This is a genomic window from Kitasatospora purpeofusca (genome assembly GCF_034043715.1).
GTDB lineage: Bacteria > Actinomycetota > Actinomycetes > Streptomycetales > Streptomycetaceae > Kitasatospora > Kitasatospora purpeofusca_A.
In genome coordinates, this window is the sequence record NZ_JAXCLC010000010.1 from 13,999 (window position 1) to 33,845 (window position 19,847).

At 72.6% G+C, this 19,847-nt stretch carries 19 protein-coding genes; 11 read left to right on the forward strand and 8 right to left on the reverse strand.

Going from position 1 to position 19,847, the window contains the following annotated elements:
- Nucleotides 1–11 precede the first annotated feature (11 nt).
- A complete protein-coding gene (locus SM793_RS07460) occupies nt 12–581 on the reverse strand; it encodes a hypothetical protein (protein WP_320437244.1) in 570 nt (189 codons plus the stop codon).
- Between the two features lie 56 nt (nt 582–637).
- On the opposite strand from SM793_RS07460, the gene SM793_RS07465 reads away from it, so the two are divergent.
- Together SM793_RS07465 and SM793_RS07470 are read left to right on the forward strand one after the other, a co-directional pair.
- Entirely contained in the window at nt 638–1,168 is a 531-nt protein-coding gene (locus tag SM793_RS07465) for a GNAT family N-acetyltransferase (protein WP_320437245.1), read from the forward strand.
- A 19-nt stretch (nt 1,169–1,187) separates the two neighbouring features.
- Nucleotides 1,188–1,490, forward strand: coding sequence for a DUF1905 domain-containing protein (locus SM793_RS07470; RefSeq protein WP_320437246.1), 303 nt, complete (start codon nt 1,188–1,190; stop codon nt 1,488–1,490).
- 27 nt (nt 1,491–1,517) lie between these two features.
- Here SM793_RS07470 and SM793_RS07475 read toward each other — a convergent pair whose 3' ends face one another.
- A complete protein-coding gene (locus tag SM793_RS07475) occupies nt 1,518–2,399 on the reverse strand; it encodes a GNAT family N-acetyltransferase (protein ID WP_320437247.1) in 882 nt (293 codons plus the stop codon).
- A gap of 300 nt (nt 2,400–2,699) precedes the next feature.
- Here SM793_RS07475 and SM793_RS07480 point away from each other — a divergent pair, with 300 nt between their 5' ends.
- The 6 genes from SM793_RS07480 (at nt 2,700) to SM793_RS07505 (ending at nt 9,113) form a co-directional block, all read left to right on the forward strand.
- A complete protein-coding gene (locus tag SM793_RS07480; RefSeq protein WP_320437248.1) occupies nt 2,700–3,173 on the forward strand; it encodes an effector-associated constant component EACC1 in 474 nt (157 codons plus the stop codon).
- Nucleotides 3,160–5,688: a caspase, EACC1-associated type gene (locus SM793_RS07485; protein ID WP_320437249.1), complete on the forward strand. Its 2,529-nt coding sequence runs from the start codon at nt 3,160–3,162 to the stop codon at nt 5,686–5,688. The genes SM793_RS07480 and SM793_RS07485 overlap by 14 nt, the downstream gene beginning before the upstream one ends.
- A gap of 123 nt (nt 5,689–5,811) precedes the next feature.
- On the forward strand, nt 5,812–6,684 hold the full coding sequence (locus SM793_RS07490) for a type II CAAX endopeptidase family protein (RefSeq protein WP_320437250.1): 873 nt from the start codon (nt 5,812–5,814) through the stop codon (nt 6,682–6,684).
- A 1-nt stretch (nt 6,685) separates the two neighbouring features.
- Nucleotides 6,686–7,990 (forward strand): sensor histidine kinase, encoded by a 1,305-nt coding sequence (locus SM793_RS07495; protein ID WP_320437251.1) that lies wholly within the window; start codon nt 6,686–6,688, stop codon nt 7,988–7,990.
- Nucleotides 7,942–8,586 carry a response regulator transcription factor gene (locus tag SM793_RS07500; protein WP_320437252.1) on the forward strand — a complete coding sequence of 215 codons (645 nt, stop codon included), beginning with the start codon at nt 7,942–7,944 and terminating at the stop codon, nt 8,584–8,586. Before SM793_RS07495 ends, SM793_RS07500 begins: the two co-directional genes overlap by 49 nt.
- A 101-nt stretch (nt 8,587–8,687) precedes the next feature.
- Nucleotides 8,688–9,113, forward strand: a complete 426-nt coding sequence (locus SM793_RS07505) for a PPOX class F420-dependent oxidoreductase (RefSeq protein WP_320437253.1) — start codon at nt 8,688–8,690, stop codon at nt 9,111–9,113.
- A gap of 90 nt (nt 9,114–9,203) precedes the next feature.
- Here the strand turns inward: SM793_RS07505 and SM793_RS07510 are convergent, their stop codons facing one another.
- From SM793_RS07510 to SM793_RS07525, 4 genes are all read right to left on the reverse strand, one after another.
- Entirely contained in the window at nt 9,204–10,472 is a 1,269-nt protein-coding gene (locus SM793_RS07510) for an ABC transporter permease subunit (RefSeq protein ID WP_320437351.1), read from the reverse strand.
- A 56-nt stretch (nt 10,473–10,528) separates the two neighbouring features.
- Complete coding sequence (locus SM793_RS07515; protein ID WP_078880721.1) at nt 10,529–11,308, reverse strand: ATP-binding cassette domain-containing protein; 780 nt, start codon at nt 11,306–11,308, stop codon at nt 10,529–10,531.
- A 36-nt stretch (nt 11,309–11,344) separates the two neighbouring features.
- Nucleotides 11,345–12,472, reverse strand: coding sequence for a sugar ABC transporter substrate-binding protein (locus SM793_RS07520; protein WP_320437254.1), 1,128 nt, complete (start codon nt 12,470–12,472; stop codon nt 11,345–11,347).
- Between the two features lie 219 nt (nt 12,473–12,691).
- Complete coding sequence (locus tag SM793_RS07525; RefSeq protein ID WP_320437352.1) at nt 12,692–13,285, reverse strand: DsbA family protein; 594 nt, start codon at nt 13,283–13,285, stop codon at nt 12,692–12,694.
- Between the two features lie 405 nt (nt 13,286–13,690).
- On the opposite strand from SM793_RS07525, the gene SM793_RS07530 reads away from it, so the two are divergent.
- The 3 genes from SM793_RS07530 (at nt 13,691) to SM793_RS07540 (ending at nt 18,354) form a co-directional block, all read left to right on the forward strand.
- Complete coding sequence (locus SM793_RS07530) at nt 13,691–14,485, forward strand: metal-dependent hydrolase (RefSeq protein ID WP_320437255.1); 795 nt, start codon at nt 13,691–13,693, stop codon at nt 14,483–14,485.
- Nucleotides 14,486–14,871: 386 nt separating this feature from the next.
- Nucleotides 14,872–16,830, forward strand: a complete 1,959-nt coding sequence (locus tag SM793_RS07535) for an amino acid transporter (RefSeq protein WP_320437256.1) — start codon at nt 14,872–14,874, stop codon at nt 16,828–16,830.
- Nucleotides 16,831–17,019: 189 nt separating this feature from the next.
- On the forward strand, nt 17,020–18,354 hold the full coding sequence (locus SM793_RS07540; RefSeq protein ID WP_320437257.1) for a M64 family metallopeptidase: 1,335 nt from the start codon (nt 17,020–17,022) through the stop codon (nt 18,352–18,354).
- A gap of 113 nt (nt 18,355–18,467) precedes the next feature.
- On the opposite strand, the gene SM793_RS07545 is transcribed toward SM793_RS07540, so the two are convergent.
- On the reverse strand, nt 18,468–18,803 hold the full coding sequence (locus SM793_RS07545; protein ID WP_320437258.1) for a hypothetical protein: 336 nt from the start codon (nt 18,801–18,803) through the stop codon (nt 18,468–18,470).
- Nucleotides 18,800–19,834, reverse strand: a complete 1,035-nt coding sequence (locus SM793_RS07550; protein ID WP_320437259.1) for a transposase — start codon at nt 19,832–19,834, stop codon at nt 18,800–18,802. Before SM793_RS07550 ends, SM793_RS07545 begins: the two co-directional genes overlap by 4 nt.
- Nucleotides 19,835–19,847 lie beyond the last annotated feature (13 nt).

A 19,847-nucleotide genomic window follows, 5' to 3' on the forward strand; every position in this document is an offset into this window, starting at 1 on the left:
GTCTCACGCGGTCACGGTTCGTGCAGCCCCCGCGAGGCCCGGGCGCCCGCCACCAGCTTGGTGACGGCCGCCCGGGCTTCGCCCTCGCGCCGGAGCGGCAGGACCGCCGGGACGGCCTCGTCCATCCACGCGCGGTCGCCGAGCAGAGCGGCCTCCCCGGCGTCGACGGTGACGCCGAGCAGGACGCCCAGGGTCACCAACCCCCTTGGCGCGTACTGCACGCCCCGGTGGTGGCTGAACCGGCCGGTCCAGTACGTGTACGGGTGCCGGACCGTCGCCGCCAGGTGCGGGCCGGTCAGCCCGAGCGGGGCCATCTGGCCGAGCGACAGCACAGCCGTCCTCCGGGACCCCATCCACCGGTGGGTCGTGACGTGGAGACCGAGGTCCATGAAGCGCGCCCACGGCACGACCTCACCCGCCCGTCCGTCCGCGTGCGGGACGATGCCTCCGGGAGCGAACTCCAGGTGCGCCCGGTCCCGATGGTCGCCCAGCAGCCACCGCCCGTCGACCCGCACCAGCGGGCCCGGCAGGTGCCCCGGTCCGTCGCCGTCCGGTCCGGGCCCGTTCGGGAGAGTGTCCACGCTTCCTCCTCGGGACCGCAGGCCCTGCCGCAGGCGGACCTTGGCATGATGCGGGAATGAGTGATGATCAGATCAGCATATTCAGCACGGTCGTCCCGCTGGAGGAGTACCGCCACACCGAGATCCTCGGCGACGCGCCGGACCCCTTCCAGGTCGCCGAGCACGGGATGGTCTGGCGCCCCAAGGACATCCACTTCGGCATCCGCACCGAACCGGACGGACGGCTCGTCGCGCACGCCGGGCTGGTGGTCCTGCAGGTGTCGATCGACGGGAGCCCGACCGAACTCGTCGGACTCGGCGGCGTGGCCGTCGCCGCCGACCGGCGCGGGCACGGTCTCGCCCGGACGGTGGTGGACGGCGCCCTCGCCCACGCCCGCACCCTCGGGCCGCGCTTCGCCGTCCTGTTCTGCCGCCCGGACAAGGCCGGGCTCTACGCCCGCCTCGGCTGGCAGCCACTGGCGGGCTCCGTCGAGGTCGAGCAGCCCACCGGCCCGGCGAGGATGCCGCTGCGCACGATGTGGTTCCCGCTGCACGAGGGTGTCCAGTGGTCCGGAGGGGCCCTCCGGTTGCACTCGTTGCCGATGTGAGGCGTGGGATGCTTGTCCGATGAAGTTCGATTTCGCGGCCGAGCTCTGGATCTGGGAAGCGCGGCGCGCCGACAGCTGGACCTTCGTCAGACTGCCCGTCGAGGTGTCGGAGGAGATCCACGACCTGACCGCCGCCGGGCCGCGGCGCGGGTTCGGCTCGCTGCGGGTGCGGGTCACGATCGGCGCCAGCAGCTGGCAGACCTCGATCTTCCCGGCTTCCGACGGCGCCTACGTGCTCCCGGTCAAACGCGCCGTCCGCAAGGCCGAGGACCTCGAAGCGGGCGACACCGCCGCCGTGACCGTCGAGCTCCTCGACCTCTGACGGCCCGCTCCGTCCGGACGGAGCCGGCTACAGCACCCGCTGGTACTGGTAGGTCTCGTGGGTCGGCCGGTACCCGAGGGCCTCGTTGACCCTCCGCATCGCGGTGTTGTCCTCGGCGGTGTCGGTCAGCAGGCCGCCGAGGGCGGGGTGCCGGCGGCGGGTCAGGGCGATCGCCTCGGCCTTCATCCGCCGGGCGAGGCCGTGCCCGCGGTGGGCGGGCAGGACGGCGGTGCCGTAGTGCTGGCCGTCGCCGGTGCCGTCGGCCGGGACCACCAGCTCGGTGAAGCCGACCATCGAGCCGTCGGACGCGGCCACCGCCGCCACCGTGTGCAGGTGTTCGCCGCGTTCCTCGACCACCCGGGCCACCGCCCGCAGCCGGTCGACGTCCCAGCTCACCGTGCCGTGGTCGACCTCGCCCATCGGCATGTCGTCCATCGCGCGGCGGGCGGCGGCGTACGGGGCGGCGAACTCGTCGGGGACGGCGCCGTCCCAGGCCACCAGCCGGTAGGGGTGCTCCGGGCGCTCCGTTCCCCCGGACGTCTCCACCTCGGCCGAACCGGCCAGGTCGAGCCGGGAATGACGCAGCGTCAGCGCCCTCCGGAACCCCTGCGCGGACAGGAACTCCTCGCCCGGCGTCCCGCCGTCGACCGCCACCACCACGGCCCGCCGCCCGTCGGTGCCGGCCGCCGCCACCGCGGTGTCCACCAGCCGGGCCCCGACCCCCCGGCGCCGCTCCGCCGGGTGCACTCGCACGGCCAGTTCGGCCAGGTGCGCCTGCCCCGGGTCGGTGAACAGCCGCAACGAGGCCGTCCCGACCGGATTCCCCTCCCCGTCCACCGCCAGCCACACCAGCCGTCGGCTGTGGGTGCCGTGATCGGGATCGGTCAGAGTGGTGATACGAATCGACAAATCTTCTCCATGATGAACCGGAACCGGAACCGGAACCGGAACCGGAACCGGAACCGGAACCGGAACCGGAACCGGAACCGGAACCGGAACCGAGGCCGGAACCGGGGCCGGACGCGCCCGAAGCGACAAGTCGCAGGACGCTACCCGCCCTCACGGCCCGTCCGCAACGGAATTTCCGTCCGGGCGCCGGACCGCCGGTGTCCCCCGGATTCCCGCGATCCGGGGGACGGGGGAACGTGATCCGGAATAGGTTGGCCGAGGCCGGAGCCGGCCGGGGGACGGGAAGGGGAACCGCGCGTCGTGGAGATCGGGTTGGCGCTGGTGGACGGCGGGTCGGGGGCGGCGGTGCCCGCAGCGGTGCGCTCGCTGGCGCAACGGCTGCGTGTCGAGGACGAGTTGCGGGGCCGGGTGGCGCTGCACTTGACCGGGCCGGCCGCGGGGGAGATGAACGCCGGGGTGGTCCAGCTGGTGACCGTGGCGCTCGCCTCCGGGGGCGCCGGGACGGTGCTGGTGCGGGTGGTGGCGGACTGGCTGCGCGGGCAGCGCAGCCACCTGGTGATCAAGGTGAGCCGGGCCGAGCACGAGACGTACGAGCTCGAACTCGACAACGTCAAGGACGCGGGCGAACTGCTTGACCGCTTCGAAGCGTTCGTCAAGGGTCGGCAGGAGCAGGTACGGCAGGAGCAGGTACAGCAGGAGCAGGTACGGCAGGAGCAGGTACAGCAGGAGCAGGTACGGCCGCCGGAACGGGTCGCCGACGATGGCACTGCCTGACGGACCGGGCTCGCGGATCGTCCTGATCGGCTCGGCCGCCTACCGGCACGACGAGCTGCCGCCGCTGCCCGCCGTCCGCAACAACCTCACCGACCTGGCCGCCGCGCTCACCGACCCGCAGCAGGGCTGGCTCGACGAGGCCCAGTGCACGCTGGTGGCCGATCCCCGCATGGCGGCGGACGTCGTCCGGGCCCTGCGGCCGTCGGTCCTGGAGGCCGAGGACCTGCTGCTGGTCTACTACGCGGGCCACGGGATCGTCGAGGACACCGACTACTACCTCGCGGTCACCGAGACCGATCCCGAGGAACCGTCGATCAGCGCGCTGCCGTACCGGACGCTGCGCAAGGTGGTGCTCGGTGCCCGGGCCCGCAACCGGGTCGTCATCATCGACGCCTGCTGGTCCGGGATGGCCACCACCGCCCACATGGCGGGCGGCCAGGAGCGGTTGCGCACCCAGACCGCGATCGAGGGCGCGTTCGTGCTGGCCTCCTCCGAGCACGACAGCACCTCGCTGGCGCCGGTGGGGGAGCGGTTCACCGCGTTCACCAAGGAGCTGATCGTGCTTCTCCAGGACGGATCATCCCGCCTCGGGCCGGAGTTGACGCTCGACAACGTCTATCAGCACCTGCTCCACGAACTCACCGCGGCCGGCCGGCCCCGGCCCACCAGGACGGCCACCAACACGGCCGCCCGGCTGGTGATCGCCCGCAACCGCGGCTACCGCCCCGACACCGGCACCTGGCGCGCCGAGCGGTCCGGGCACTCCGGGCACCCGGCGCTGCGCGAGGGCCGGCTGCTGCTCGACGAGGAGGAGCGCGCCGGGCACGTCGGCCGCCACGAGGAGGCGGCGGACGGCTACGCCACCGTCGCCCAGGTGCTGACCCGGCTGTTCGGCCCCAAGGACGAACTCGCCGAGGCCGCCCAGCACAGCCGCGCCTTCTGGGCGGCCCGCCGGACAACGATCGTGGCCGCCGTGCCCCCGCCGCCCGAGCAGCCCCCGCTGACCGGCTACCGGACGGTGGGCATCGCCCTGGGGCCCACCTCCTGCACGGTGGCCTACCAGGAAGGCGAGCGGATCGAGATCGTCACCAACGCCGAGGGGGCGGAGCGGACCCCGTCCGTGGTCGCCCTGACCGGTACGACCGGTGACCGGGTGCTGGTGGGCGAACCGGCCCTGCGGCAGGAACTGCTCAACCCGAACGGCACCTTCCGGCTGGCCGGGGCCGATGTGGACCCGGTCACCGCCGACCGCGTCTGCACCGAGTTGCTCGCCAAGCTGAAGCGGGACACCGAGAGCCGGCTCGGTGAGCGGGTCACCCGGGCGACGATCGTTGTCCCGGCCGCCACCGGCGAGGCGGAGCGGCGCCGGATCCGCCGGGCCTGTCGGGCCGTGAAGATCGAGCCGCTGCGGATCATTTCCACCTCGCTCGCCGCCGGGATGGCCTTCGATCGGCAGTTGGGCGACCGGGAATCGACCGTGCTCGTGGTGGGGCTGGAGGCGACGTCCTCGGAGGTGGCCGTGGTCGAGGCCGGCTACGGCATGACGTTCGTGAACGCGGTCGCGCTCGGGGACGGGCTCGGCAGCGATCGCTGGGTGACCCGTCTGGCCGACGATCTGTTGAAGGAGTTCGAGCACCGGCACGGAGTGCGTCTGGACCGGGATCCGGACGTCCGCCGGCGGGTACAGGAGGCGGCGGCAAAGGCGATGGAGGAACTGGCCTCGGTCGGGGAGACCGCTGTCCACCTTCTCCACCTCGCGGACACACCGGCGGGCCCGGCCACCCTCGAAGCCCCGGTCACCCGCGAGCGGTTCGACCGGATCACCGCCGACCTTCTCACCGCCTGTGCGACAACGGTCGAGCAAGTACTCACGGAGTCCTGGCGGGCGGAGATCGAGCACGTCCTGCTGGTCGGCGCCGGCGCCCGGATCCCGGGGCTGGTCGAGCTGGTGCGCCGGGCCGTCGGACGGAAGGACGTCACCACCGGTGTCATGGCCGACACCCAGCTGGCGACGGGAGCGGTGCTCCAGGCGGGGATCATGACCGGGGAGGTGCGCGACATGCTCGGAGTGGAGGTCGTGCTGCGGGCCATCGGCATCGAGACCGAGGACGGGTCGATGAGGGTCCTGGTGCCGCCGAACACGGGTCTCCCGACGAAGAGGAGCGAGATCCTCACCTCCTCCTCGGACGACCGGCCGGGGTTGAACATCAACGTGTACCAGGGCGGGCACGAGCTCGCGGCCCGGAACTCCCTGCTCGCGAGCCTCCGGCTGTCCGGGCTGCCGCCCGCACCCGCCGGGGTGCCGCAGTTCGAGGTCACCGTGGACATCGACGCCAACGGCGAGATCCTGGTGTCCGCCAAAGACCTCGGCACCGGCCGGTCCGAGACGCTCACCGACATCACCGGTTCCGAGCCGCCCACGGTGCCGCTGTTCGGCGATCTGCCCGCGGTGTTCCGGCCGCCCGACCCGGTCGAGGAGGAGGAACCGCCCCGGCAGCAGCAGAAGCAGTCCTGACTGGGCGGGGGTGTACCTGGATACACCCCCGCCGGGCAGCTGGACGCAATGTCCGGCCGCCCGCGCCCCGGAAGAGTCGTCGTCGACGGAACCACGCGGACGAGCGGACCGGAGGCGGACGATATGAGGACCGGACAGGAGCAGGGCACGGCGGGGCAGGGCCGGCGGGTGCCGTGGAAGGCCGAGGCGGGCGTCTTCCTCGCCGTCGCCTTCCTCGGCGCGGGGGCGCTGGGCGCCGTCCAGCCGGCCACCGGGATCCCGACCGAGGTGCTGCAGCTGACCCAGTTCGGGCCCGCCGCAGGGGTGTTGGCGGTCGCCCTACTGTGGCCGGAGCGGATCCGAGCCGGGCTGGCCGGCATGGCCCGCGGGCGGCGCGACACCGCCTGGGCGGGCCCCGGCCGTGGCGCCGGGGTGCGGCTGCTGCTCACGGCGCCACTGATCATCGTTCTCGCGGCCGGCGCCTACGCGCTGTTCGACGGCGACGGCGACGCGCGGCTGACCGACCCCCGCTCGCTGGCCCACCCGTTCGCGCTGATCGTGCTCGCCCAGCTGGTCGGCGCCTGCGGCGAGGAGCTCGGCTGGCGGTGCTACCTGCAGCCGCTGCTGCGCACCCGGTTCGGGCCGCTCGCCGCCCCGGCGGCGGTGGGCCTGCTCTGGGGTTGCTGGCACGTCCAGGTGTTCGCCCAGCGGCCCGGGTACGCGGCCGGGTTCCTGCTGGGCACGGTCGCGATGTCGGTGGTGCTCGGGCTCGGCCTGGAGCGGGTGCGGGCCCACCGGCTGCTGTTCGCGGGCGGCTTCCACACCCTGGTCAACCTCGGGATGCTGCTGGCGATGGACGAGGAGGACGGCACGGTGCTGCCGATGGCGCTGTTCGGCGCCGCCTGCCTGCTGGCCGCCGTGCCGTGGGTGCTGGGAGCCCGGCGGGACACGCGGCCGGGCGCCCGTCGGCGGACGGCGCCCGGTAGGATCCCGGCGGCGCCGCACGGAGCGCGCTGAGGTGACGGAACGACGGGCGGGCGCGGCGGTGCGGGGGCAGGCGGGCGGGGGACTCGCGGGCGCGGTGCGGGCACTGGTCCGCTGCCAGTTGCTCTCCCTCTCCGCCTTCGCCGTGACCGCGCTCGGCGCCCTCGTGGTGGGCGCGCTGCTGCTGCTCCCGGTCGGCGTCGGCCAGTCACTGCTGCCGGGCGCGGCGGCGCTCCTGCGCCGGCTCTCCGACCGCTACCGCTCCTGGACGACCCGCTGGACGGGCACCCGGATCAGCCCGCCCGACCCGCTACCGGAGGGCGACGGCCGACGGCGGGCGGGCCCGGTCCTCGCCGACGAGGGCTTCTGGCGCGACGTCCGCTGGGCCTGGCTGGAACCGTGGCTGGGCGGGCTGCTGGTCGCCGCCCCGCCGGCCCTGGTCGACTTCGGACTGTTCGGCACGCTCGTCCAGCCCTTCCTGTGGCGCCGGTTCGGCGACGGCAACTGGTACGCCTTCGTGCTCGTCGACTCCACCCCCTCGATGCTCGCCGCCGCCGCGCTCGGCCTGCTGTCCGTCGCCGCCGGGCTGCGGCTGGCGCCGGCGGCGCTCCGGCTGCACGCCCGGTGGAGCCGGCGGGCCCTCGCCGCGCCGTACACCACCGAGCTGGTGCGCCGGGTCGAGCACCTCACCGGCACCCGGGCCGAGGCGCTGGACGCGCGGGCGGACGAACTGCGGCGGATCGAACGGGATCTGCACGACGGCGCGCAGGCCCGGCTGGTCGCCCTCGGCATGACCCTGGACGCGGCGACCCGGCTGCTCGACTCCGACCCGGCCGCCGCCCGCGACCTGCTGCGGGAGGTGCGGGCGAGTTCGGCGCGGGCCCTCCAGGACCTCCGGGACCTCGTGCACGGCATCCACCCGCCGATCCTCACCGACCGCGGCCTCGGCGACGCCGTCCGGTCGCTCGCGCTGGACAGCTTCCTGGACGTGCACGTCACAGTCGGACTGCCGGGGCGCTTCCCGGCGCCGGTCGAGGCGGCGGCCTACTTCGCGGTCGCCGAGCTGCTCGCCAACGCGGCCAAGCACGGCGGCGGCCGGGAGGTGACGATCCGGCTGGCGCATGCGGACGGGACCCTGACCGCCCTGGTCGCGGACGACGGCCGCGGCGGCGCGGACCCCGGCCGGGGCAGCGGGCTGCGCGGGGTGGTGCGCCGGCTGAGTACCGTCGACGGAACGTTCGCCCTGCACAGCCCGCCGGGCGGCCCGACCACCGTGACCCTGGAGATACCGTGCGCGTCGTCCTCGCCGAAGACCTCTTCCTGCTCCGGGACGGGCTGATCCGGACGCTGCGGGAGCACGGGTTCGAGGTGGTCGCGGCCGTGGACAACGGCCCCGACCTGCGGCGCGCGCTGCGTGAGCAGGAGCCGGACGTCGCGGTGGTGGACGTCCGGCTGCCGCCGTCCTTCACCGACGAGGGGCTGCGGGCCGCACTGGAGGCGCGCGGCTCCCGCCCGGGCCTGCCGGTGCTGGTCCTCTCCCAGTACGTGGACCGGCTGTACGCGCAGGAGCTGCTGGCCGACGGCCGGGGCGCGATCGGCTATCTGCTCAAGGACCGGGTCACCCGCACCGAGCAGTTCGTGGACGCGGTGCGGACGGTCGCGGGCGGCGGCACGGTGATGGACCCGCAGGTGATCGCGAAGCTGCTGGCGCGCGGCGACGCCCGGGGCAGCACCGCGGAGCTGACGCCGCGCGAGCACGAGGTGCTGCGGCTGATGGCGGAGGGCCGCTCCAACGCGGCGATCACCCGCGCCCTGCACATCAGCGAGAGCGCGGTGGCCAAGCACACCGCGAGCATCTTCGCCAAGCTGCGGATCGAGTCCTCGGCCGACGACAACCGCCGGGTCCTGGCCGTCCTGGCCCACCTGGAACGCTGAGTCGCCCACCGGTTGGAACGCTGAGTCGCCCACCGCTTTGGAACGCTGATCCGCGGTGCGTCACTTGACCTTCACACCGGTGTGAAGTCGATGATGGCCCCATGACGACCTTCGATCCCCGCGCCCTGCTCGAAGCCGCCCGCCTCGGTGTGCTGGCCACGATCAAGTCCGACGGGCGCCCCCAGCTGTCGCCGGTGATGCCGTTCTACGACCGCGCCGCCGAGCGGCTGTACGTCTCGATGACGGAGGGCCGCGCCAAGACGGCCAATCTGCGCCGCGACCCGCGCGCCGCCCTGGAGGCGACCCGGGCCGACGGCCGGGCCTGGGCGACCGCCGAGGGCACCGTCACCCTGGTCGGGCCGGGAAGCGATCCAAAGGGCCCCGAGGTGGAGGCCCTGGTCGACTACTACCGCCGGGCGGCCGGCGAGCACCCGGACTGGGACGAGTACCGGGCCGCGATGGTCGCCGACCGGAGGGTCCTGATGGTGCTCGCCGTCGACCACGTCTACGGCGAACGACTGGGCTGACCCGGACGGCTCCCGGCGCGCGCCCGCGACCTTGACGGCCGCCACGGCGCGCGCCCGCGACCCGGACGGCCGCCGGCGCGCGCCCGCCGCTCAGGCGCGACCGGCCGCCCGCTGGGTGCGGCGGGCGAGGGAGTCGACGACCACGGCCGCGAGCAGCACCGCACCGGTGATCATGAACTGGATGGCGTTGCTCAGCCCCTGAATGTTCATCCCGGACTGGATCGAGCCGATCACCAGCGCACCGAGCAGCGCCGACCAGGTCGAGCCGCGCCCGCCGAACAGGCTGGTGCCGCCGATGACGGCGGCCGCGATGGCGTTCATCAGCAGGTTGCCGCCGCCCGAGGTCTGGCTGGCCGACTGGATCTGGGCGGCCAGGAACAGGCCGCCGACGGCCGCCATGGTGGAGCAGATGGTGAACACGCTGATCCGGATCCACGACACGTTGATACCGGCCCGCCGGGCGCCCTCGATGTTGCCACCGAGCGCGAACACCTGCCGGCCGTAGGTGGTGCGCCGCAGCACGAAGTCCAGCACCACGATGAAGACGAGGAAGATCAGCAGGGCCAGCGGCAGGCCCTTGTACTGGTTGAGCGTGTAGGCGGCCAGGAAGGCGATGACCGCGATCGCCGCGGTGCGCAGCGCGATGTCCAGCACGGGGCGGGACGGCACCCCGGCGGCCTGCCGCCGCCGGGCGTCCAGCACCGAGGCGCCGAGGAAGAGCAGCACGCCGATCAGGGCCACGCCGTACGCGGCGGCCTGTTCGCCGTAGATGGTGCTGTAGAGCCGGGAGACGATGTCCTTGCCGGAGAGGTTGACGGTGCCGTTGGCGCCCAGGATCTGGAGCATCAGGCCGTTCCAGCCGAGGTTGCCGGCCAGGGTGACGACGAAGGCCGGCACGCCGACCTTGGCGAAGAACAGGCCCTGGATCAGGCCGACCACGGCGCCCCCGACCAGGGCGGAGAGCAGGGCCACCCACTGGTTGACGCCGTGGGTGACGTTCAGCACGGCGAAGATCGCCGCGCACAGGCCGCTGACCGAGCCGACCGAGAGGTCGATCTCGCCGAGCAGCAGCACGAACACCACGCCGATCGCGATCATGCCGGTGCCGACGATCTGCTGCGAGAGGTTGGAGAGGTTCTGGGCGGACAGGAAGGAGCTGTTCAGGCTGCCGAAGACGGCCCAGATCACGATCAGCGCCAGCACCACCGGGAGCGAGCCCAGTTCGCCGCTGGTGATGCGGCGGCGGAACTCGCCCAGGTAGCCCTTGATGCCCTCCTGCCGCACGATCAGCCGCGGGTCGACGGCCGGGGTGGCCTCGGCGGCGACCGGCACGGGGGCGTTGACACCCCCCCTGGGCATGTTGTCCTCGGGGAGCGGGACGTGGCGGTGCTTGTCGCCGCCGGGGGTCTGCTCGGTCATGGGGAGCCCTCCGTACCGCGGGCCTCCCGGCGGGTCACCGCGTTGTCCGTGGCGCCGGTGATGGCCGAGATGATCTCTTCCTGGCTGGTCCGGCGCTTGTCGAAGACGCCGTTGTTGCGGCCGAGCCGCAGCACCGCGACGGTGTCCGCGACGGCCATGACGTCGGCCATGTTGTGGCTGATCAGGATGACGCCGAGGCCCTGGTCGCGGAGCCGCTCGACCAGGTCGAGCACCTGGGCGGTCTGCTCCACACCGAGGGCGGCGGTCGGCTCGTCGAGCATCACGACCTTCGGCGAGCCGACCAGCGCGCGGGCGATCGCCACCACCTGGCGCTGACCGCCGGACAGCGAGGCGACCGGGATCCGCACGCTGGGGATGCGGATGGAGAGGGTGTCCAGCAGCGAGCGGGACCGCTTCTCCATCGCGACCTCGTCGAGGACGGCGAAGCGCCGGATCTCCCGGCCGAGGAAGAGGTTGCCGACGACATCGAGGTTGTCGCAGAGCGCCAGGTCCTGGTAGACCGTGGCGATGCCCAACTGCTGGGCGTCCTGCGGCCGGTGGACGCTGACCGGCCGCCCCTGCCACTCGATCGTGCCCTCGTCCGGCTGGTGCACCCCGGCGATGGACTTCACCAGGGTGGACTTGCCGGCGCCGTTGTCGCCGACCAGGGCGAGCACTTCACCGGCGCGGACCTCCAGCTCGATGTCGGTGAGCGCCTGAACGGCGCCGAACCGCTTGGAGACCCCGCGCAGGGCCAGGACGGTCTCACCCGTCACGGTGACCAACTCCCTCGACCGGGTTGACGGGCACGGTTACTGGAGGCCCGCGGCCTTGCAGGCGTCCGCGTAGTCCGGGGTGCAGATCTGGGCCACCGTGTAGAGGCCGTCGGCCACCACGGTGGTCTTGATGTTGTCCTTGGTCAGCACGACCGGGGTGATCAGGTTGGCCGGGACCTGGTTGCCGCTGCCGTTGGTGACCGTGGTCGGCACCAGCGCCGAGTCCAGCGGCTTGCCCTGGGCGAACGTCACCGCCATCTGCGCCGCCACGTCGGTCTCCGGCTTGAACGGCTTGTAGATCGACATCGTCTGGGTGCCCGCCAGGATCCGCTGCACGCCGTCCAGCTGGGCGTCCTGGCCGGTCAGCGGCACGCTGAGGCCGGCCGCCTTGAGGGCGGTGGCGATGCCGGCGGCCATGCCGTCGTTGGCCGAGTAGACGCCGACCACATTGGGTCCGCCGATCGCGGTGATCCCGGCGGAGGCCTCCTGGTTGGCGTTGTTCGGGTCCCAGTTGGGGGTGTCGTACTCCTTGCCGATCTTCAGCTTGCCGTCGATCGCGCTGTGCGCGCCGGCCTTGAAGTCGGCCGCGTTGGGGTCGGTGGGCGAGCCGTTGATCATGATGATCGACCCGGAGCCGGCCTTGTCGCCGACGGCGTCGACCAGGGCCTGGCCCTGGAGTTGGCCGACCTTCTTGTTGTCGAAGGAGACGTAGGCGTCGACCGGTCCCTGTGCGAGGCGGTCGTAGGCGATCACCTTGACGCCCGCGTCGTGCGCCTTCTGGACGGAGGACTGGATCGACTTCGCGTCCACGGCGTCCAGGATCAGCACCTTGTCGCCCTTGGTGAGCGCGGTGTCGACCTGGGTCTGCTGGGTCGTGGCGTTCTCGTTCGCGTTGTAGTAGTCGATCTGCGCCTGCGGCGCCAGTTCCTTGATCTTCTTCTCGATCAGCGGCCGGTCGAACTGCTCGTAGCGAGTGGTCTTGGTCTCGGGCAGCAGCAGCCCGATCCGGACCGCGCCGACCGTGCCGCCGCCGCCGGCGGAACCGCTCGCGGAGCCGGACGAGCCGCCTCCGGAGGACTCCTTGGCGCTGCCGCACGAGGCCAGCGCGAGACCGAGGGAAACCACTGCGGCGGCCGCGAGCGTGCGGCGAAGCCCGTTGTTCATGAGGATGCCTCTTCCGGTTGGACCCGCCCCGTTCTTCGGTCCCCCGCGTCCGAGTCTGCGAACTGCGGGCCGTTACCACGATCGGAGCTGGGCCGAACGGGTCGGGCGGCCACCGGGCCGAGGGGGGCGGAGGGCGGTGGCCGACGGGGCGGCCGTCCCCGTCGGCCTGACCCCGGTGTCCCCGTCGGCGTTCCCGGGGGTGTCCCCGTCCCCGGATCCTCAGCTGAAGTCGAGCGACCCCGTCCGGGTGCGCTTGAGCTCGAAGAACGCCTGGTGCCCGGCCAGCAGCCGGACGCCGTCGAAGACCTGGACGGCCTCCTCGCCGCGCGGAATCGCGTTCAGCACCGGCCCGAAGAACGCGGTGCCGTCGACGTGGATGGTCGGCGTGCCGACCTCCTCGCCGACCGGGTCCATGCCCGCGTGGTGGCTGCGGCGCAGCGCCTCGTCCCACTCGCTGCTGTGCGCGGCCTCGGCGAGCTCCTCCGGCAGGCCGGCCTCGGCCAGCGCCTCGCGGAGGAGCTTGTCGTCGACCTCCCGGTCCTCGACGTGCAGCCGGGTGCCGAGCGCGGTGTAGAGGTCGCGCAGCACCCCGACGCCGTGCTGCTCGGCGGCGGCGATGCAGACCCGGACCGGGCCCCAGCCGGTGGTGAGCAGCCGCTCGTAGCGCTCGGGCAGGCCCTCGCGGCCCTCGTTGAGCACGGACAGGCTCATCACCCGGAACGTCAGGTCGAGGTCCCGGTGCCTCTCCACCTCCAGGATCCAGCGGGAGGTGATCCAGGCGAACGGGCAGATCGGGTCGAAGTAGAAGTCCACGGTGCTGGTCGCGGCACCGGCGTCGGCGTTGGCGTTGGTGTTGGCACCGGCGTCGGCATCGGCGTCGGCAATGGCAATGGCATTGGCATTGGCAGCTGTCTTGGTCACCCGGCCGAGCCTAGGGGCCCGGCGGACCGCTCGGAAGGGCCGGTCCGGCGCGGTTTTCCTGGGCCACTCGCGGATCCGTCCGCCGCGACCCGCCCGGGACGCTCCGTCACTCCCGCAGGTGATCGCCCGTCACTGTCGGTACCCGACAGCTGGATCCGGGCGAGTGAAACACGTCCGCCGTTCGGGTGAAGCAGTGGCTCCAGATGTTTTCGATCTTGGGCGGATATGCTGCCGCCCCGTCAGGCCCTCGCGAAGCCCTCGCGATGGGCGTACGGGACGAGGGCGGGAGCCGAAAAGATGATGGGACCGGCGCATTCACTGTCCGGCGCGGCGGCGTGGCTGGGCGTTGGAGCGATCGCGGAGTCGATGGGCGAACCGATGCCCTGGCCGGTTCTGCTGGCGGGGACGCTGATCTGTGCGGGCGCCGCGCTGGCGCCGGACCTCGACCACAAGGCGGCGACCATATCCCGGGCGTTCGGCCCGGTCTCGCGGATCCTCTGCGAGGTGATCGACAGTCTCTCCTACGCCGTCTACAAGGCGACCCGCGGCAAGCGGGACCCGCGTCGCACCGGCGGCCACCGCACGCTGACCCACACCTGGCTCTGGGCGGCGCTCTGCGGTGCGGGTGCCTCGGCCATCGCCGTCTACGGCGGACGGTGGGGCGTGCTCGGGGTGCTCTTCGTGCACATGGTGCTGGCGATCGAGGGACTGCTGTGGCGCCAGGCCCGGGTCTCCAGTGACGTCCTGGTCTGGCTGCTCGGCGCGGCCGGGGCCTGGATGCTGACGGACGTCCTGGACAAGCCGGGCAACGGCGCGCTCTGGCTGTTCGACCAGCCGGGGCAGGAATACCTGTGGATCGGCCTGCCGATCACCCTCGGCGCCCTGGTGCACTGCCTGGGCGACGCGCTCACCGTCTCCGGCTGCCCGGTGCTGTGGCCGATCCCGGTCGGCCGCAAGCGCTGGTACCCGATCGGCCCGCCGAAGGGGTTGCGCTTCCGGGCCGGCAGCTGGGTGGAGCTCAAGGTGCTGATGCCGGTCTTCATGGGTGCCGGCGGCCTGTGCGCGGTGGGGGCGCTCGGCTACTTCGGCTGATCCGCCGCGTGACCGCGCGACCGCGCGACTGTGCGACCGCGCGACTGTGCGCGACCGCGCGCGACAGGGCCCCGCACCGGGGGAGTGACTCCGGGGCGGGGCTCCCCGCGTGTGCGCCGGACCCGGGGGAGGTCGGGTGCTGGTCCGATGACCTGGCACTGATCCGATGAGGGGACACCGTCGGGGCGTTCCCTGAGGTCAGCGGCCCGGTCGCATAGCCTGTCGCCTTGCCGTCGGCGCGTCACCGCGTCACCGCGTCACCGCCGGCGTCGGTCGGCGGACCCGCTTCGGCGTCGGGCGGCGGACGGCTCCGAAGTCGGCTCCTGGGTCGGCTCCTGGGTCGGCGTCGGGGTCGGCTTCGGGCACGTGGGACAAAGGGGTGCAGGGTGGCTTCCTCCGGAACGAGCGGCTCCTTCGGACGCGGGCAGCGCTTCCGCGCCTGGCTGCTGGAGGGCCTGTCCGACCGGGCCAAGCAGCACCCCGGCCCGCACGCCCAGGCCCCCGCCGAACAGGCCCGCCCCTGGTGGCGGGTGATGTGCCTGACCGGCCTCGACTACTTCTCCACCCTCGGCTACCAGCCCGGCATCGCCGCCCTCGCGGCCGGTCTGCTCTCCCCGGTGGCGACCGTCGTCCTCGTCGTCGTCACCCTCTGCGGCGCCCTGCCCGTCTACCGCCGGGTGGCCCGGGAGAGCCCGCACGGCGAGGGCTCGATCGCGATGCTGGAACGCCTGCTGTCGTTCTGGAAGGGCAAGCTGTTCGTCCTCGCCCTGCTCGGCTTCGCGGCCACGGACTTCATGATCACCATCACCCTGTCGGCCGCCGACGCCACCGCGCACTTGGTGGAGAACCCACACCTGCACAGCGCCCTGACCGGCAAGCAGGTCCTCATCACCCTGGTGATGATCGCCCTGCTCGGCGGCGTCTTCCTCAAGGGCTTCAGCGAGGCGATCGGACTGGCCGTCGTCCTGGTCGCGATCTACCTCGCGCTGAACGTGGTCGTCGTCATCACCGGCTTCTCCCACGTCCTCAGCTCCCCCGGCGTGGTGAGCGACTGGGCGGACGCGCTCACGGCGGAGCACGGCAACGCCGTCGCCATGATCGGTGTCGCCCTGGTGACCTTCCCCAAACTCGCCCTCGGCCTCTCCGGCTTCGAGACCGGGGTCGCCGTCATGCCGCACATCGAGGGCGACCCGGAGGACACCGAGGAGAAGCCGACCGGCCGGATCCGCGGCGCCCGCAAACTGCTCACCACCGCCGCGCTGATCATGAGCGTCTTCCTGATCACCACCAGCTTCATCACCACCCTGCTGATCCCCAAGGAGGCCTTCGAGAAGGGCGGCGAGGCCAACGGACGCGCGCTCGCCTACCTGGCCCACGAGTACCTCGGCAACACCTTCGGCAGCATCTACGACCTGTCCACCATCGCGATCCTCTGGTTCGCCGGCGCCTCCGCCATGGCGGGCATGCTCAACCTGCTGCCCCGCTACCTCCCCCGCTACGGCATGGCGCCGCACTGGGCGAAGGCGGTCCGGCCGATGGTCATCGTGCTCACCCTGATCGCCTTCCTGGTCACCTGGCTCTTCGACGCCAGCGTGGACGCCCAGGGCGGCGCCTACGCCACCGGCGTCCTGGTGCTGATCAGCTCCGCCGCGATCGCCGTCACCATCGCCGCCCGGGCCGCCCGCCAGACCGGCTGGACCATCGGCTTCGCGATCATCGCGGCCGTCTTCCTCTACACCACGGCCCTCAACATCGCCGAACGCCCGGACGGCGTGAAGATCGGCGCCTGCTTCATCGCCGCCATCGTGCTGGTCTCCCTGCTCTCCCGGCTCAAGCGCGCCTTCGAACTCCGGGTCACCGACATCGTCTTCGACGAGGCCGCCGAGCGCTTCGTGCGCGACTACACCCACCGGCCGCTGCGCCTGATCGCCAATGAGCCGAACAGCCGCGACCTCGCCCAGTACCAGGAAAAGAAGCGTCAGATCCGGGCGGACAACGACATCCCGGCCGAGGACGACCTGGTCTTCGTCGAGGTGACGGTCAAGGACCCGTCGGAGTTCGAGGCGGTGCTCACCGTGCACGGCGAGGTACTGCACGACCGCTACCGGGTGCTCACGCTGGAGAGCTCCAGCGTCCCCAACGCGCTGGCCGCGCTGCTGCTCACCGTCCGGGACCGCACCGGGCAGCAGCCGCACATCTACTTCGAGTGGACGGAGGGCAATCCGTTCGCGCAGTTCCTGCGGTTCTTCCTGTTCGGGCAGGGCGAGGTCGCGCCGGTCACCCGCGAGGTGCTGCGGGAGGCGGAGCCGGACCGCGTCCGGCGGCCGCGGGTGCACGTGGGCTGAGGGTGCGCCTGAGCCGAGGGCGCACGTGGGCTGAGGGTGCGCGTGAGCTGAGGGCGCGCGTGAGCTGAGGGTGCACGTGGACTGAGGGGGCGGGGGAGTTCGGGGTGTGCGGGGCCTGTGCTGGTGGGTTGTCAGGTGCATAGCATGGCAGTCCGTTTATCGGCCCCGCCCCGCAGAGGAGCAACTTCCGTGCGCAATCGCAGGTTCGGTTCGATCGTCCTGACCGGTACCCTCGCCCTCGCCGCCCTCGGCACCGCCCCGGCGGCCGTCGCGGGCCCGGCAACTGTCGAGGGCTCGTCCGTGGCCGAGGCCGCCGGCAGCCCGCGGCACCGGGTCGAGGTCTTCGCCGAGGACGGCTCGATCGGACGGGCCACCGTGCCCGCCGCCTCCCCGTACCTGACCGGCGACCGCCCCGGCCTCGCCCCCGCCACCGGGGACGGCGAGGTCACCCCGATCCTGCGCAGCGGCGACAGCGGCGGCAAGGTCGACGTCGTGGTCATAGGCGACGGCTACACCGCCGCCGAACAGGAGAAGTTCCGCGCCGACGCCGCCGCCAAGTGGCAGGACCTCAGCGCCGTCGAGCCCTACGCCGGCTACCGGAACCTGTTCAACGTCTGGGCCGTCGCCACCGTCTCCACCGAGTCCGGCATCACCGGCGACCCGGACCGCGCCACCGTCCGCTCCACCGCGCTCGGCTCCTACTTCTGGTGCGAGGACATCGAACGCCTGCTGTGCGTCGACACCGAGGCCGTCGAGAAGTACGCCGTCAAGGCCCCGCAGGCCGACCTGGTCCTCGTCGTCGCCAACACCGCCAAGTACGGCGGGGCCGGCTACAACGTCGCCTCCCCGCTCGGCTACGACGGCATCGCCACCGTCGCGGGCGGCAACCCGAAGGCCGGGCAGATCGCCGTCCACGAGACCGGCCACTCGCTCGGCAAGCTCGCCGACGAGTACTTCTACGACGGCTCCGGCACCTACCCGGCCGAGGAGGGCGAACCGGCCGAGCCCAACATCAGCATGTCCACCGCCGACCGGCTCACCCACGACCGCGCCAAGTGGTACCGCTGGATCGGCCGGACCTCGCCCGACGGGGGCGTGGTCGGCAGCTACGAGGGTGGTGGCTACTACCCCAAGGGCCTGTACCGGCCCACCGAGAACTCGATCATGCGCTCGCTCGGACGGGAGTTCAACCTGCCCGGACGGGAGGCGATGATCGCCGGGTTCTACCGCCACGCCGCGCCGCTCACCAGCCCCACCCCGGCCGGCACCCCGCTCACCCGGGCCGACCGCCTCACCGTCGACCTCCCGGTCGCCGGTACCGCCCTCAGCTGGTCCCTGGACGGGCGCACGCTGCCGCAGCTGCGCGGCCGGACGGCGGTCGACCTGCGCACCGTCCCGCTCCCCGGCCCGCGCGGCCGGGTCCACACCCTGACCGCCACCGCCACCGACCCCACCCCCGCCGTCCTCGACCCGGCCCTCCGCGCCGGTTTGACGGCCACCCTGTCCTGGCCCGTCACCAGCTGACCGGGGCTGCCCGCCTTCGCGCGGCCCGCACGGGAGGCCGGTCGGGCCGACTTCCCGTGCGGGGACGGCCACCGTTCCGCCGGAGCAACAGTCAATACCTTTGGATGGCACGGTCATCGTGGCGGGTTGGTTCCCTGGATGCACTGCCAGCGGGAGCGTGGGGCAGCTGACGTCAGGAGTTGGGCCCCTGTGCCTCGGAGGGTGACGAGCGCGGTGTGGACGGGGTCGAGTTCCTCGACCGGGCGTCCGAAGTAGGCGAGGATCTGCGTCAGTTCCAGGTCGATGGCTTCTGCCGAGTCGTGGATGCGGTCGAAGCGGGCGCCGCAGCGAACCGGCCCGAGCATGCAGCGCACGGTGGCGGTGGCCTCGGCAGGGCTCACGATGGTGACCTGGTCGATCGCCAGTTCCACCTGGACCACATGGCTGCCGGATTTGAGGGGCTCGGTCATGCCGCCACCTCGGTGCGCTCGACCAGGATGCCGTGCTCCAAGCGGGCGCCGGAGCGGACCAGGGCGACGAGGTGGGCGCCGGTGATCGCGCGCCAGCGGGCCGGTGCGGACTCGACGAGCTTGAACACCATCGCGAGTGCGGCGGCCGGGCTGCCGGCGTCTCGAGTGACCTTCGTGCGAAGCTTGACGGTGGAGAACGTCGGCTCGATCGGATTCGTGGTCCGCGGGTGGATCCAGTGCTCGGCCGGGAAGTCGTAGAACGCCAGCAGCTCCTCGGCGTAGTCGGTGATCTTCGCGACGACCTTCGGGAACTTCGCGCGGTAGGTCCGTGCGAACGGCGCGATCGCCTTCTCGGCGTGGGCGCGGTCCTCAGCGTAGGTCTCCTGCATCGCTTTCAGCGCGCCGGGCTGGGCGGACTTCGGCAGGGCATTCGTGACGTTGCCGAGCAGCACCAGCACACACGAGTGGGCCTGGCCGAGTCGGACCTTGGGGTGCACCCCGGCGGCCCATACGTAGACGAAGTCGCGGTCCGACAGGTCCCGGACCTGGGACGTCACGTGGTCCTCGCCCCGCTGCCTGGTCGGCCGGGTGACCGTTGCCGGCGACAGCCCGGTGGCCGAGCCGAGGAACTGCTCCAAGGCCGGCGCGAACTCCCCCGACGACAGGCCGTGGAGGTAGAGCAGCGGCAGGACCTCGGAAACCTTGGGCGACTTGCGGCACCACGGCGCCAGGATCTTCGAGGAGAACCGCTTGCGCTCGCCGGTTTCCTCGTCGACGCGACGGTCGTTCACACGCGGCGCGGTCACCTCCACCGGCCCGGCCGGGGTGGCCACGGTCCGGGGTTGGTGGCGACCGTTGCAGACCACCAGGCGGTGCCCGCGCTCGTCGGCCTCTGCGGCCAACTGGGCTATGTACTGGTTGATTTCCGCCTCCAGCGCGGCGGCCGGCATCCGCCGGGCCCCCTCGCGGACGATCTCGTCGATCAGGGAGCCGGACTCCGTCGAACCATCGGCATTCACTACGCTGAGCACGGGTGTGCCTTCC